The sequence below is a fragment of the Tabrizicola sp. genome (assembly GCF_016792905.1).
Classification (GTDB): Bacteria; Pseudomonadota; Alphaproteobacteria; order Rhodobacterales; family Rhodobacteraceae; genus Tabrizicola.
In genome coordinates, this window is the sequence record NZ_JAEULP010000074.1 from 1 (window position 1) to 12,926 (window position 12,926).

The following is a 12,926-nucleotide window of genomic DNA, read 5'->3' on the forward strand; positions in this document are numbered from 1 at the left end:
AGCAGGCCTGTCGCCTGCGCGGCGATCTGACAAAGGGTGGCAAGCGCGCAGAAGCCCAGCAAGTGTTGAGTTTCACCCAGAACTGACCCATTTGGGCTCAGAATTTCCATTGAGAATTGACCCATGTGACCCTTCCCCCAAGGCGGCGCGCGGCGGGGGGCACTGGAGTGATCACCATGGAACTTTTGAACCTGATCCGACGGATGCGGCTGCGTGAGAAGCTGTCGTTCTACGAGATTGCAAGACGAACGGGCTTGTCGCGGAACACTGTGAAGAAGCACCTGAAGGCTGACACGGTCGAGCCAAAGTTCGCCATTTCGCACCGTTCGAGCAAGCTGGACCCCTTCGCCGACAAGCTGACGGCATGGCTGAAGTCCGAGGCCGCGAAGACGCGCAAGCAGCGCAAGACCTTGAAGCAGATGCATTCGGATCTTGTCGCGCTCGGCTTCACGGGGTCTTACAATCGTGTGGCTGCATTTGCGCGGGAATGGCGCGTGAACCGGCAGCGTGAACAGCAGACGACAGGCAGGGGCACCTTTGTTCCCCTGGCTTTCCGGCCCGGCGAGGCGTTCCAGTTCGACTGGAGCGAGGACTTTGCCATCCTGGGCGGTGAGCGGACCAAGTTGCAGGTCGCGCATATGAAGCTGGCGCACAGCCGGGCATTCGTGGTCCGCGCCTATCTTCTTCAGACCCATGAGATGCTGTTCGACGCCCACTGGCACGGGTTTCGTGTTCTCGGCGGGGTGCCGGGGCGCGGGATCTACGACAATATGAAGACGGCCGTGGACCGCGTCGGCCGGGGCAAGGACCGGCAGGTCAATGCCCGGTTTCTGGCGATGACGAACCACTATGTCTTCGAGCCTCAGTTCTGTAATCCGGCTTCGGGCTGGGAGAAGGGCCAGGTCGAGAAGAACGTCCAGGATGCCAGGCCACGCCTTTGGTTGCCGACGCCGAGCTTTCCAGATCTGGGAGCCTTGAACGCATGGCTGGAACAACGCTGCCTCGAACTTTGGCGCGAGATCCCGCATGCCGTTCTGCCCGGAACGATCGCCCATGTCTGGGCCGAAGAACAGGCCGCGCTGATGCCACTGCCGACGGCCTTCGATGGCTTTGTCGAGAAGAGCAAGCGCGTGTCGCCAACCTGCCTGATCTCGTTCGACCGCAATCGCTACAGCGTTCCGGCGTCTTTCGCCAATCGTCCGGTCAGCCTTCGGGTTTACCCAGAGCGGCTGGTGGTTGCCGCCGAAGGGCAGATATTGTGTGAGCATGCGCGGCTGATCCAGCGCTCCCATAACCTGCCAGCGCGCACGATCTACGACTGGCGGCATTATCTGGCGGTCGTTCAACGCAAGCCCGGCGCGCTTCGGAATGGTGCGCCGTTTGCGGAATTACCGAAGGCGTTCCGACAGTTGCAGGATCACATGTTGCGCAAGCCTGGCGGTGATCGCGAGATGGTCGACATCCTTGCCCTCGTCCTGCATCACGACGAGCAGGCGGTCCTTGCCGCCGTGGAGATGGCCCTGGAAGCGGGCGTGCCGACAAAGACGCATGTGCTGAACCTCCTCCACCGGCTGGTCGACGGCAAGACCATCGATGACCCGCCACTCGACACACCACAGGCGCTGATCCTGAAGCATGAGCCGAAGGCCAATGTCGCCCGTTACGACGGCCTGCGCGCCATGATCGAGGGAGATCGCCATGCGTCATGATCCTGCCGCCGGGGCCGTGGTCATCATGCTCCGAAGCCTGAAGATGTATGGCATGGCGCAAGCTGTCACCGAGCTGGCCGAACAGGGCGCCCCAGCCTTCGAGACCGCCGTGCCCATGCTGTCGCAGCTCCTGAAGGCCGAGATGGCCGAGCGCGAAGTGCGCTCCATCGCCTATCACATGAAGGCCGCACGCTTCCCGGCCTACAAGGACCTCGCGGGCTTCGACTTTGCCGCCAGCGAGATCAACGAGGCCTCCCTGAGGCAGCTGCACAGATGCGAGTTCATGGACGGTGCCGAGAACGTCGTGCTGATCGGCGGGCCGGGCACCGGCAAGACCCATGCCGCCACGGCCCTCGGGGTGCAGGCCATCGAGCACCATCGCCGAAAGGTCCGCTTCTTCTCGACCATCGAGCTGGTCAACGCCCTGGAACAGGAGAAGACCAAGGGCAAGGCCGGTCAGATCGCCGAAAGCCTGACGAAGCTGGACTTGGTCATCCTGGACGAGTTGGGCTACCTGCCGTTCAGCACATCAGGCGGCGCATTGCTCTTCCACCTCTTGAGCAAGCTCTACGAACGCACCAGCGTCATCATCACCACCAACCTGAGCTTCAGCGAATGGGCCACCGTCTTCGGCGACGCCAAGATGACCACGGCCTTGCTCGACCGGCTGACCCACCGATGTCACATCCTGGAAACCGGCAACGACAGCTTCCGCTTCAAGGCAAGCTCAGCCGTAGCTACCCGCAAAAGGAAGGAGGCGACCCAGCCCTTGACCCAAGCCTGAACCACGGAACATAACCCTCAGGTGGGTCACTTCTCGATGGAAAACCCGGGTCAGTTCTGCGCGGAAATTCACACCATTTTGTCTTTGGAAAGCGGCTAAGGCTTCTGGTCCAGCCGAACGGCAAGAACCGCTGCGCAATCCGTCCAGACGCTTCGGATCGCGTGACGATGTTGGTGCCAGCAGGCTCAACGCCCGACCAGAAGGCACGCTGGATGGCGACGTGGTACCGATCACAGCTGCGGGAAAAGGCCGTTCCCCGCATCGCCAAGTGGTCAGAACAGCTGGGCGTACCGACACCGCGGTGGGGCATCCGGTTGATGAAGACGAAATGGGGCAGCTGCAATCCCGAAAAGGGGCTGGTGTGGCTGAACCTCGACCTGGCGAAGAAGCCTCTGGCCGCCCTCGACTACGTCATCCTGCATGAAATGGCCCATTTCGTATCACCGCGACACGACGAGCTCTTCTTGAACACCCTCGATCGAAACATGCCGGGGTGGCGACAAATCCGGTCAGACCTCAACGCGCTTCCCCTGTCGGATTGAAGCTCGCTGCAGGAGTTCGATTTCTGTTCCATCTCACGAACGCCACCGGCGTCGAAGTGTTCAGGTGGCGCGAGGAGTTGGTCCAATGTTTTCCTCTGGTTACGGGCTCTACACCGAATGCGCGCAGTCGAGAGGTCCGGAGAATGTCGGGCTCAAGAGAACGTGTCCGCCTGCTATGGCGAGGACGTCGGTGCAAAGCCCCTCCCGCATAACCCTCGAAAACAACGGAAAAATCCGGCCGGAGCCAGATCGGGAGAACGCTTTCGCGAGGGCAAGTGGCGGAGCAAAGGCCCGCATGACCACCCCGCAGAACACCAGACTCGGCATCTGGCTGATGATCGTGACCACGCTGGTCTTTGCCGTACAGGACGGGATCTCGCGGCATCTGGGGTCGCATTATCACGTCACCATGGTGGTGATGGTGCGGTTCTGGTTCTTCGCCCTCTTCGCCATGGCGTTGGCCGCCCGGTCGCCCGGGGGCATTGCCGCGGCGGCGCGGTCGGCCTTTCCCTGGGTCCAGCTTTCGCGCGGGGTGATCCTGGTCGCCGAAATCGCGGTCATGCTGGTGGCCTTCGTCAAGCTCGGGCTGATCGAGGCGCATGCGGTCTTCACCTGCTATCCGCTGCTGGTCGCGGCGCTGTCCGGGCCAATCCTGGGCGAGAAGGTCGGCTGGCGGCGCTGGTCGGCGATCCTGGTGGGGTTCGTCGGCGTCCTGATCATCCTTGAACCGGGGTTCGGGGTCTTCAGCCCCTGGGCCCTGGTGCCCCTGCTGTCGGCCACGATGTTCGCCGTATATGGGCTCTTGACCCGCTATGTCGCGCGCAAGGACAGCGCGAACGTCAGCTTCTTCTACACCGGGGTCGTGGGCGCGGTGGCGATGACGCCCTTCGGCCTGATGCACTGGACCTGGATGAGCCCCGGCGACTGGGGCTGGATGGGCGTGCTCTGCTGCACGGCGGCGCTCAGCCACTGGCTGTTGATCAAGTCGCTGGCTGTCGCCGAGGCCTCGGACGTCCAGCCCTTCGCCTATCTCCAGATCGTCTGGGCCTCGGCCATCGGCCTTTATGTCTTTGGCGAGACCTTGCGGCTCAACGTCGCCATCGGCGCGGGGATCGTGGTGGCGGCGGGGATCTTCACGCTCTGGCGCCAGCGGGTGCGCGAGAAGGCAGCGCTGCGGCAGGCGTGAGGCGGCGGTTGCCCCGCCGGGCGGCAGGGCGTAAAACCCCGGGCGGAACCAGACCGGAGACCACCGATGCCCGCCCCGAAACCCGTCGTCCTGTGCATCCTTGACGGCTGGGGCATCGGCCCGGATCCGAAGACCAGCGCCCCGGCGCAGGCGCATGTACCGACCTTCGACCATCTCTGGGCCTCGTGCCCCCATGCCACGTTGACCACCTTCGGGCCGGACGTGGGCCTGCCGACCGGGCAGATGGGCAATTCCGAGGTCGGGCATACGAACATCGGCGCGGGGCGGGTGGTGGCGATGGACCTGGGCCAGATCGACCTGGCAATCGAACAGGGCACCTTCGCCACGGAACCGGCGCTGAAGGCCTTCATCGCGGCGCTGCAAGGCTCGGGCGGGACGGCGCATCTGGCGGGGCTGGTCTCCCCGGGCGGGGTCCATGCCCACAGCGCCCACATGATCGAGGCGGCGCGGGAGATTGCAGCGGAAGGCGTGAAGGTCGCGATCCATGTCATCACCGACGGTCGGGACGTGCCGCCGAAATCCGCCGCAGAACAGGTGAAGACCTTCGAGGCCGCGCTACCGAAGGGCGTCCACATCGCCACCGTCACCGGGCGCTACTTTGCCATGGATCGCGACAACCGCTGGGAACGGGTGGCCGACGCTTACCGCGCCATCGTGCAAGGCAAGGGCGTGGCGCGGGCGGCGACGGCGCAGGACGCCATCGCCGCCGGGTATGCCGCAGAGAAGACAGACGAATTCCTGCCCGCCACCGTGATCGGCGGTTATGCCGGGATGCAGGACGGCGACGGGTTGTTCTTCCTGAACTTCCGCGCCGACCGCGCGCGGGAAATCCTTGCCGCCATTGGTGATCCGGGCTTCACCGCCTTCGACACCGGCCCCCGCCCGAAGCTGGTGGCGCGTCTGGGGATGGTCGACTATTCGGATGCGCACAACGCCTACATGACCTCGGTCTTCCCCAAACGATCCATCGTCAACACGCTGGGGGAATGGGTGGCGAGCCATGGTCTGACCCAGTTCCGGCTGGCCGAGACCGAGAAATACCCCCATGTCACCTTCTTCCTGAACGGCGGGCGCGAACAACCCTATCCGGGCGAAGACCGCGCCATGCCGCCCTCACCCAAGGTCGCGACCTATGACCTGCAACCGGAAATGAGCGCGGATCAGGTGTCGGACCATTTCGTTGCGGCCATCGAAAAGGGCTATGACCTGATCGTAGTCAACTATGCCAACCCCGACATGGTGGGGCATACCGGCAGTCTTCCCGCCGCGATCAAGGCCTGCGAGGCGGTGGACCGGGGCCTGACCCGGGCGCTGGCGGCGCTGACGGCGAAGGGCGGCGCGATGATCGTGACGGCGGACCATGGCAATTGCGAGGTGATGGTCGATCCGGTCACCGGCGAGCCGCACACCGCGCATACCGTCAATCCGGTGCCGGTGATCCTGGTCGGTGGACCGGCGGGCGCGACCCTGCGCAATGGCAGGCTGGCCGACCTTGCGCCGACGCTTCTGCAACTGATGGGCCTGCCCCAGCCGCCCGAAATGACCGGCAAGACCCTGATCGCATGATCCGCGCTACCGTCCTTCTCTGCCTGCTGGCCCTGCCCCTGCGGGCCGAGACCGTGGCCGAGCAGGCCACAAAAGCATCGGTCGAATTGCAGGAGGCCGTCGCGGCATTGGACGCCGCGACCGAGGCGCGGGACCGGGTGACGGCACTTTCCCAGACGATCCGCGCCTATGAGGCGGGACTTGCCGCCCTGCGCGGCGCGCTGCGCGAGGCGGCGCTGCGCGAGGCGACCCTGACCCGCGCCTTCGACGCCAAGCGCGACGGGATCGGGCGGCTCCTGGGCATTCTGGCCACGATGGAGGCAAACCCCGGCCCGCTCCTTCTCCTCCATCCCGAAGGCGCGGTCGGCTCGGCGCGGTCTGGGATGATCCTGGCCGATGTGACACCCGCGCTCCAGTCCGAGGCGCTGGCACTGAAGTCCCAGTTGCAGGAACTGGCCGACCTGCGCGCCTTGCAGCTTTCCGCAGGCGAGGTGCTGGAGCGCGGCCTTGCCACCGCGCAAACGGCGCGCACGGAACTCTCGAAGGCCATATCCGACCGCACCGACCTGCCGAAGCGCTTCACCGAGGACCCGGAGGTGCTGAAGGGCCTTCTGGACAGCGCCGACACGCTGGATGCCTTTGCCGCCGGCCTGTCGCCCGACACCGAAGCCGACACCAGCTTTGCGGGCGAAAAGGGCCGCCTGCCTCTGCCGGTCCTCGGCACGGTGCTGCGCCTGCCGGACGAGGCCGACGCCGCCGGAGTGCGCCGCCCCGGTGTGACGCTGGCGACGCAGGCACGGGCGCTGGTCACGGCGCCCTGGCCTGCCACCATCCGCTACCGGGGCCCGCTCCTCGACTACGGAAATGTGATGATCCTTGAGCCCGGCGACGGCTATCTCCTGGTGCTCGCCGGGATGGAAACGCTGTATGGCGAAGTGGGAGAGGTGGTCGCCGCCGAGGCGCCGCTGGGCCTGATGGGAGGACCCCGGCAAGCGACGGCGGAATTCGTGGCGGGGTCACCAGATGGGTCTGGCGGGCGCGACACGGAAACGCTTTATATGGAACTCAGACAGGGCGCCTTGCCCGTGGACCCGATGGACTGGTTCGCTGGCCTGGCCCGCACAGGAGACTGACGAGGATGAAGAAGCATGTGATGGCCGCCCTGGCTGGAACCGTCGCCGGGGTCATCGCGACCACGCAGATCGCCGGCCCCCTCGTCGCGCAGGAGGCGGTGCAGGAAAGCTCGGTCTACGAACAGCTGGACCTTTTCGGCGACATCTTCGAGCGCGTCCGCAGCCAGTATGTCGAGGAAGTCCCGACCGACAAGCTGATCACCGCCGCGATCAACGGGATGCTCACTTCGCTTGACCCGCATTCCAGCTATCTCTCCGCAAAGGACTTCGAGGACATGCAGGTGCAGACCCGGGGCGAGTTCGGGGGCCTCGGGATCGAGGTGACGCAGGAGGAAGGCTTCATCAAGGTCATCTCGCCGATGGACGGCACCCCCGCCGCCAAGGCCGGGATCCAGGCGGGCGATTTCATCACCCATGTCAACGGTGAGCCGGTGTCGGGCCTGATGCTGGACGAGGCGGTGGAAAAGATGCGCGGCCCGATCGGGTCGGAAATCATCATCACCGTGGTGCGCGAAGGCACGCCCGAGCCCTTTGACGTGTCGATCATCCGCGACACGATCAAGTTGACCGCGGTGAAGGGCCGTGTCGTCGGCAAGACCGTGGTCCTGCGCATCACCACCTTCAACGACCAGACCACCAGCGGCATGAAGGAAGAGCTGGACAAGGGGATCAAGGAACTGGGCGGGCTCGATAACCTCGAGGGCGTGGTCGTCGACCTGCGCAACAACCCCGGCGGCCTTCTGAACGAGGCGATCAGCGTCTCGGACGCCTTCCTGGACAAGGGTGAGATCGTCTCGACCCGGGGTCGGGCAGCGGGCAGCGGCGAACGCTACAATGCCGAAGCGGGCGACCTGATCAACGGCAAGCCCATCGTGCTGCTGATCAACGGGGGGTCCGCCTCGGCCTCGGAAATCGTGGCGGGGGCCTTGCAGGACCATCGCCGCGCCATCGTGGTCGGCACCAAGAGCTTCGGCAAGGGCTCGGTCCAAACGCTGATCCCACTGCGGGGAGATGGCGCCATGCGATTGACCACGGCGCGCTACTACACACCCTCGGGCCGGTCGATCCAGGCGCTTGGCATCTCGCCCGACATCGTGGTGCAGCAGCCCGAGGTCAAGCCGGTGGACCCGAACGCGCCCGAGGAGGAGAAATCGGCCGCGATGAAGGAGCGGTCCGAGGCCGACCTGCGCGGGGCGATCAGCAACGATTCGATGACGGACGAGGAAAAGCGGCTGTATCAGGAAGAGCAGCAGCGCGCGGAGGAATCGGCCAAGCTTCGGGACGAGGACTACCAGCTCGCCTATGCCGTCGACATCATCAAGGGGCTGACCGCCATCGCCCCGGAAGTCGAGAAGTGATCGCCCGGCGATGATCGACCCCGAGACCCTGCCCTACCGGCCCTGCGCGGGCGTCGTGTTGATCGATGCGCGCGGCATGGTTTTCGCCGGGCAGCGGATCGACAACCCCGCTCCCGCGTGGCAGATGCCGCAGGGCGGAATCGACGAGGGCGAAAAGCCGCGCGAGGCCGCCTACCGCGAGTTGTGGGAGGAAACCGGCGTCACCCGCGACAAGGTGGAGTTTATCGGCAAGACGCATGGCTGGGTGACGTACGACCTGCCGCCGGAATTGCTGGGCAAGGTCTGGGGCGGGAAATACCGGGGCCAAAAGCAGAAATGGTTCCTGTTCCGCTTCAAGGGGGTCGACAGCGACGTGAAGATCGCGACCGATCATCCGGAGTTTTCCACCTGGCGCTGGATCCTGGCCGACGAGATGGTGGCCAGCATCGTCCCCTTCAAGCGCGCGGTCTACGAGGAAGTCATCCGCAGCTTCCGCGCCTACCTGGCCTGATAGCGCATCACTTCAGCGGCAACCCGTCGCTCAGATGCACCCAGGGCAGTTGCTCGACCGAATGGAAATGCGCTGTCGGTTGGTAAGCCAGCGGGTCGTCGAGGGTCGCCGCGTAGAAATGCATCTCGTCCGGCCAGCGCGTGCTGCGATAGGCCATCTGCGTCCCGCAGTGCGGGCAGAAGTCGCGCCAGGTGCCGGGCGAGGAGTTGAAGGTGGCGGGCGCCTGCCCGGTCCAGGACCAGGTGCCGTTGCGAACCCCCAGAAAGGAAGTGAAGGGCGAGGCGGTCGCCCGGCGGCAGCTTTCGCAATGGCAATGCCCCTGCCACAGCGGAGCGGCTTCGCAGCGGTAAGTCACGGTCCTGCAGAGGCAGCGACCGGTGAAAGGTGGGATCATCGCAGCCTCCCTGATCAGGCAGTATTGGGACCCGGGAAAGCGCCCTTGACAAGGCCCCTGTTGCGGCGGCCCCGGCGGAATGCTTTCCCGCGCTTACCGCAAGGGCGGAAGCGGAACGGAATTTTCACCCCGGATCATGCTGCAACGCAGAACCCCGGTCCACGCCCGGCAAGCAGCGCAACATTTCCGCCTTATCTTGCGTGAATCCCCCGCATCCGCTTGAAACCGGCCCCCCGCTCGGGCTACGGACCCGCGCAACTGGCAGGGGTATCCTGCTCTCCTGAAAGGTCTTGCCCCATGTCACTGCCGAACCACGCCCCAATCCCGGAACTCTACGTCTCCTATGACTCTGCGCAGAAACTGAAGGGCGAGGCGGCGCAACTGCCGTCATGGGACCTCACCCAGCGGCAGATCTGCGACCTTGAACTCCTGATGAACGGCGGGTTCCATCCGCTGAAAGGCTTCATGAGCCAGGCCGACTATGACGGCGTGGTCGCCAACATGCGCACGGCGGATGGCACGCTCTGGCCGATGCCGATCACGCTGGATGTCTCGGAGGCCTTCGCCGACAAGGTCGAGCCGGGACAGGACATCGCGCTGCGCGACCAGGAAGGCGTGATCCTTGCGATCCTGTCGATCAGCGACAAATGGAGCCCTGACAAGTCGGTCGAGGCCGAAGGCGTCTTCGGCGCCGATGACCTCGCCCATCCGTCGGTGAACTACCTGCACAACGTGGCGGGCAAGGTCTACCTCGGCGGCCCGGTGATCGGCATCCAGCAGCCTGTCCACTATGACTTCAAGGCCCGCCGCGACACCCCGAACGAGCTTCGCGCCCTGTTCCGCAAGCTGGGCTGGCGCAAGATCGTCGCCTTCCAGACCCGCAACCCGCTGCATCGTGCGCACCAGGAACTGACCTTCCGCGCCGCGCGCGAGGCGGAAGCGAACCTCCTCATCCACCCGGTCGTCGGCATGACCAAGCCGGGCGACGTCGACCATTTCACCCGCGTCCGCTGCTATGAGGCGGTGCTGGACAAGTATCCGGCGCAGACGACGGCGCTCAGCCTCCTCAATCTCGCCATGCGCATGGCCGGCCCGCGCGAGGCGGTGTGGCACGGCATCATCCGCCGCAACCACGGCTGCACCCACATGATCGTCGGCCGCGACCACGCCGGCCCGGGCAAGAACAGCCAGGGCAAGGATTTCTACGGTCCCTACGCGGCGCAGGAACTGTTCGGCAAGCACCAGGCCGAAATCGGCGTCGAGATGGTCGATTTCAAACACATGGTCTATGTGCAGGAAAAGGCGCAATATTTCCCGGCGAACGAGATCCCGGAAGGCTCGACCGTCCTCGACATCTCCGGCACCGAACTCCGTCGCCGTCTGCGCGAAGGGTTGGACATCCCGGAATGGTTCTCGTTCCCCGAGGTGGTCAACGAACTCCGCAAGACCAGCCCCGCGCGGTCGAAGCAGGGCTTCACCGTGTTCTTCACCGGACTGTCAGGGTCAGGCAAGTCCACCATCGCCAACGCGCTGATGGTCAAGCTGATGGAGATGGGCGGGCGCCCGGTGACGCTTCTGGACGGCGACGTGGTGCGGAAACACCTGTCGTCGGAGCTGGGGTTCTCGAAGGAGCACCGCGACCTGAACATCAAGCGCATCGGCTATGTCGCCAGCGAGATCACCAAGAACGGCGGCATCGCGATCTGCGCGCCCATTGCCCCGTACACCGCGACCCGGCGGGCGGTGCGGGAGATGATCGAAGCCTATGGCGCTTTCGTGGAAACCCATGTGGCCACCAGTATCGAGGAATGCGAACGCCGTGACCGCAAGGGCCTGTACAAGCTGGCGCGCGAGGGCAAGATCAAGGAATTCACCGGGATCTCGGACCCCTACGAGGCCCCGACCAATGCCGAACTGGTGGTGGACACCGAGAATGTCGATGTCGACCACTGCGCGCACCAGGTCCTGTTGAAGCTGGAACAGATGGGCCTGATCAGGGCTTGATTTCGGACAGGAAGCGAAAGGCCGCGCCCCTTGAGGCGCGGCCTTCTTCATTCCTGATCACTCCGCCCGCATAATCCGGCCCAGCAGGCCGTCCTTCAGCACATACTGGTGGTAGAGCGCCATCAGCGCGTGGCCCAGAATGACAATCATCAGCACATTCGCCCCCAACTCGTGAAAGTCGCCCACGTCGAGACCCAGGAAGAAGGTGCAGACCCCGCCCAGCGGCACGGCGATCATCAGAAGGTAGATCAGCCGGTGGCCCCAATCGGCGGCGATCACGGAAAGACTGCCCGGGGATCCCGGAGCAGCAGGCGCACCCCGCCCGAACCGCACCAGAAGCCGGACCAGAACCAGCGCCAGGATCGACAGGCCCAGCGCGACATGCGGCACGAACCCCGCGGCACCGCCCTTCTCGACCGTGTCCATCGCGTGTTTCCCGCCTTCGCCGGTGAACCAGGCGATAACGATCAGGATGGCGACCAGCCAATGCAGGGCGATCTGCACGCCCGAATATCCGGTTGTGGTTTTCACGACGACCTCCTCTAAGGAACCATACACCTACGCCTCAGCGTAGCGGTTCCGTCGGGCAAGGCCAGTCAGCAGCGGCTGCCGATGTCGAAATCAGTGGACGCTTACCGGGGTGAAGTCGTGCTCGCGCGCCAGGTGGAAGGCAAGCTTGCGGTCGGCGACCAGCGCCAGCTGGCGGCCATCGGCGCCATGCACCGACCAGATCACCTGTGCTTCGCCGATCTGCTCGCGCACCTCGTCCGGCAGGTCGCCCACCGCGATTTCGCGGACATAGACGATCCGGTCCGCGCCCTGCGGCAGTCCGTTGAATGGCGTGTTCATGTGTTGCCCCCTTTCTGGCTGGCATCCTTGCGACCGATCCTGATCGTCTGCACCACGGTGTCCGGCACCTGGCGGCGCAGGTCGACGTGCAGAAGCCCGTTCTCCATCGTGGCCCCCGCGACCTCGACCCCGTCGGCCAGCACGAAGCTGCGCTGGAACGCGCGCGAGGCGATGCCGCGATGCAGGAACACCCGCTCTCCCACGTCATCGCCCTGACGGCCCCGCACGACAAGCTGCCGGTCCTCGACGGTGATCGACAGGTCCTCCTCGCGGAAGCCCGCGACCGCCAGCGTGATCCGGTAGGCGTTTTCCGCCACCGCCTCGATGTTGAACGGAGGGTAGCCCTCGGCCCCGGATTTCGCGGTGCGCTCGACCAGCCGTTCCAGCTGCTCGAACCCCAGAAGATAGGGATGGGCCCCAAAGCTCAGTTTCGTCATCGGACAGTCCTTGGCATAAGCGACGGTTCGGTCTTAGCGGCCCCGCATTCAGGCACCGCATGGCTTCAATATGGGGCCCGAAGAACCGCCCCGCAAGGCCGGGAACCGGGGCAGAACCTGCCATTTCCGCGCGAATTTGCGCAGAAAGCTTCCCGCAACGCAGGTGCTTTCCTATATCCTGTCGGAAAGGCAGGAATCGATTCGTCCATCATGAACGCCCCCACCGAACTCAATCATGTCGAGATGCTGGGCATCAGACTTGAAGTCCTGCGTCGCGAACACCGCGACCTTGACCAGGCGATTCACGCGCTGGAAGAAACCGGTCGTCCCGACGCGCTGACGCTGCGCCGCCTGAAGAAACAGAAGCTGGCGCTGAAAGACCAGATCGTGAAGATTGAGGACATGCTGATCCCCGACATCATCGCCTGACGCTTGCCCCTTGGCCCGCGCCACGGTAATCGCGCCCATAGCAAG

The 12,926-nt window shown here is 64.8% G+C and carries 14 protein-coding genes; 10 read left to right on the forward strand and 4 right to left on the reverse strand.

All coding sequences use genetic code 11. The features are described from left to right. Nucleotides 1-176 precede the first annotated feature (176 nt). The 8 genes from istA to JNL31_RS15705 all read left to right on the forward strand — a co-directional run bounded on the left by istA (nucleotide 177) and on the right by JNL31_RS15705 (nucleotide 8,768). Nucleotides 177-1,709 carry an IS21 family transposase gene (gene istA / locus JNL31_RS15670; RefSeq protein ID WP_294975263.1) on the forward strand — a complete coding sequence of 511 codons (1,533 nt, stop codon included), beginning with the start codon at nucleotides 177-179 and terminating at the stop codon, nucleotides 1,707-1,709. Further along, a complete protein-coding gene (istB, locus tag JNL31_RS15675; RefSeq protein ID WP_294975187.1) occupies nucleotides 1,699-2,493 on the forward strand; it encodes an IS21-like element helper ATPase IstB in 795 nt (264 codons plus the stop codon). The genes istA and istB overlap by 11 nt, the downstream gene beginning before the upstream one ends. Nucleotides 2,494-2,549: 56 nt before the next feature. Beyond that, on the forward strand, nucleotides 2,550-3,035 hold the full coding sequence (locus JNL31_RS15680; RefSeq protein ID WP_294975265.1) for a YgjP-like metallopeptidase domain-containing protein: 486 nt from the start codon (nucleotides 2,550-2,552) through the stop codon (nucleotides 3,033-3,035). 295 nt (nucleotides 3,036-3,330) lie between these two features. After that, nucleotides 3,331-4,221: a DMT family transporter gene (locus tag JNL31_RS15685; RefSeq protein WP_294975190.1), complete on the forward strand. Its 891-nt coding sequence runs from the start codon at nucleotides 3,331-3,333 to the stop codon at nucleotides 4,219-4,221. A 66-nt stretch (nucleotides 4,222-4,287) separates the two neighbouring features. Then, entirely contained in the window at nucleotides 4,288-5,808 is a 1,521-nt protein-coding gene (gene gpmI / locus JNL31_RS15690) for a 2,3-bisphosphoglycerate-independent phosphoglycerate mutase (protein ID WP_294975193.1), read from the forward strand. Further along, the gene (locus JNL31_RS15695; protein WP_294975195.1) at nucleotides 5,805-6,920 is read left to right on the forward strand and encodes a peptidoglycan DD-metalloendopeptidase family protein; all 1,116 of its coding nucleotides are present in this window, start codon (nucleotides 5,805-5,807) and stop codon (nucleotides 6,918-6,920) included. Before gpmI ends, JNL31_RS15695 begins: the two co-directional genes overlap by 4 nt. 5 nt (nucleotides 6,921-6,925) lie before the next feature. After that, nucleotides 6,926-8,278: a S41 family peptidase gene (locus JNL31_RS15700; protein ID WP_294975198.1), complete on the forward strand. Its 1,353-nt coding sequence runs from the start codon at nucleotides 6,926-6,928 to the stop codon at nucleotides 8,276-8,278. A gap of 10 nt (nucleotides 8,279-8,288) precedes the next feature. After that, the gene (locus tag JNL31_RS15705; protein WP_294975201.1) at nucleotides 8,289-8,768 is read left to right on the forward strand and encodes an RNA pyrophosphohydrolase; all 480 of its coding nucleotides are present in this window, start codon (nucleotides 8,289-8,291) and stop codon (nucleotides 8,766-8,768) included. 7 nt (nucleotides 8,769-8,775) lie between these two features. Here the strand turns inward: JNL31_RS15705 and JNL31_RS15710 are convergent, their stop codons facing one another. Next, nucleotides 8,776-9,162, reverse strand: coding sequence for a GFA family protein (locus JNL31_RS15710; protein ID WP_294975204.1), 387 nt, complete (start codon nucleotides 9,160-9,162; stop codon nucleotides 8,776-8,778). A 297-nt stretch (nucleotides 9,163-9,459) separates the two neighbouring features. On the opposite strand from JNL31_RS15710, the gene JNL31_RS15715 reads away from it, so the two are divergent. Further along, nucleotides 9,460-11,166 (forward strand): bifunctional sulfate adenylyltransferase/adenylylsulfate kinase, encoded by a 1,707-nt coding sequence (locus tag JNL31_RS15715; RefSeq protein ID WP_294975207.1) that lies wholly within the window; start codon nucleotides 9,460-9,462, stop codon nucleotides 11,164-11,166. 57 nt (nucleotides 11,167-11,223) lie between these two features. Here JNL31_RS15715 and JNL31_RS15720 read toward each other — a convergent pair whose 3' ends face one another. The 3 genes from JNL31_RS15720 to JNL31_RS15730 form a co-directional block, all read right to left on the reverse strand. Beyond that, on the reverse strand, nucleotides 11,224-11,697 hold the full coding sequence (locus JNL31_RS15720) for a cytochrome b/b6 domain-containing protein (protein WP_294975209.1): 474 nt from the start codon (nucleotides 11,695-11,697) through the stop codon (nucleotides 11,224-11,226). Between the two features lie 90 nt (nucleotides 11,698-11,787). Further along, the gene (locus JNL31_RS15725) at nucleotides 11,788-12,015 is read right to left on the reverse strand and encodes a DUF1150 family protein (RefSeq protein ID WP_294975211.1); all 228 of its coding nucleotides are present in this window, start codon (nucleotides 12,013-12,015) and stop codon (nucleotides 11,788-11,790) included. Further along, nucleotides 12,012-12,452, reverse strand: a complete 441-nt coding sequence (locus tag JNL31_RS15730) for an Hsp20 family protein (RefSeq protein ID WP_294975214.1) — start codon at nucleotides 12,450-12,452, stop codon at nucleotides 12,012-12,014. Before JNL31_RS15730 ends, JNL31_RS15725 begins: the two co-directional genes overlap by 4 nt. 210 nt (nucleotides 12,453-12,662) lie before the next feature. Here JNL31_RS15730 and JNL31_RS15735 point away from each other — a divergent pair, with 210 nt between their 5' ends. After that, nucleotides 12,663-12,881 carry a DUF465 domain-containing protein gene (locus JNL31_RS15735; RefSeq protein ID WP_294975217.1) on the forward strand — a complete coding sequence of 73 codons (219 nt, stop codon included), beginning with the start codon at nucleotides 12,663-12,665 and terminating at the stop codon, nucleotides 12,879-12,881. Nucleotides 12,882-12,926 lie beyond the last annotated feature (45 nt).

Excerpts from the sequence above, each read along its gene's own strand:
- istA (WP_294975263.1), top strand. The coding sequence starts at position 177 with ATGGAACTTTTGAACCTGATCCGACGGATGCGGCTGCGTGAGAAGCTG.
- istB (WP_294975187.1), top strand. The coding sequence starts at position 1,699 with ATGCGTCATGATCCTGCCGCCGGGGCCGTGGTCATCATGCTCCGAAGC.
- JNL31_RS15685 (WP_294975190.1), top strand. The coding sequence starts at position 3,331 with ATGACCACCCCGCAGAACACCAGACTCGGCATCTGGCTGATGATCGTG.
- gpmI (WP_294975193.1), top strand. The coding sequence starts at position 4,288 with ATGCCCGCCCCGAAACCCGTCGTCCTGTGCATCCTTGACGGCTGGGGC.
- JNL31_RS15695 (WP_294975195.1), top strand. The coding sequence starts at position 5,805 with ATGATCCGCGCTACCGTCCTTCTCTGCCTGCTGGCCCTGCCCCTGCGG.
- JNL31_RS15700 (WP_294975198.1), top strand. The coding sequence starts at position 6,926 with ATGAAGAAGCATGTGATGGCCGCCCTGGCTGGAACCGTCGCCGGGGTC.
- JNL31_RS15705 (WP_294975201.1), top strand. The coding sequence starts at position 8,289 with ATGATCGACCCCGAGACCCTGCCCTACCGGCCCTGCGCGGGCGTCGTG.
- JNL31_RS15710 (WP_294975204.1), bottom strand. The coding sequence starts at position 9,162 with ATGATCCCACCTTTCACCGGTCGCTGCCTCTGCAGGACCGTGACTTAC.
- JNL31_RS15715 (WP_294975207.1), top strand. The coding sequence starts at position 9,460 with ATGTCACTGCCGAACCACGCCCCAATCCCGGAACTCTACGTCTCCTAT.
- JNL31_RS15725 (WP_294975211.1), bottom strand. The coding sequence starts at position 12,015 with ATGAACACGCCATTCAACGGACTGCCGCAGGGCGCGGACCGGATCGTC.
- JNL31_RS15730 (WP_294975214.1), bottom strand. The coding sequence starts at position 12,452 with ATGACGAAACTGAGCTTTGGGGCCCATCCCTATCTTCTGGGGTTCGAG.
- JNL31_RS15735 (WP_294975217.1), top strand. The coding sequence starts at position 12,663 with ATGAACGCCCCCACCGAACTCAATCATGTCGAGATGCTGGGCATCAGA.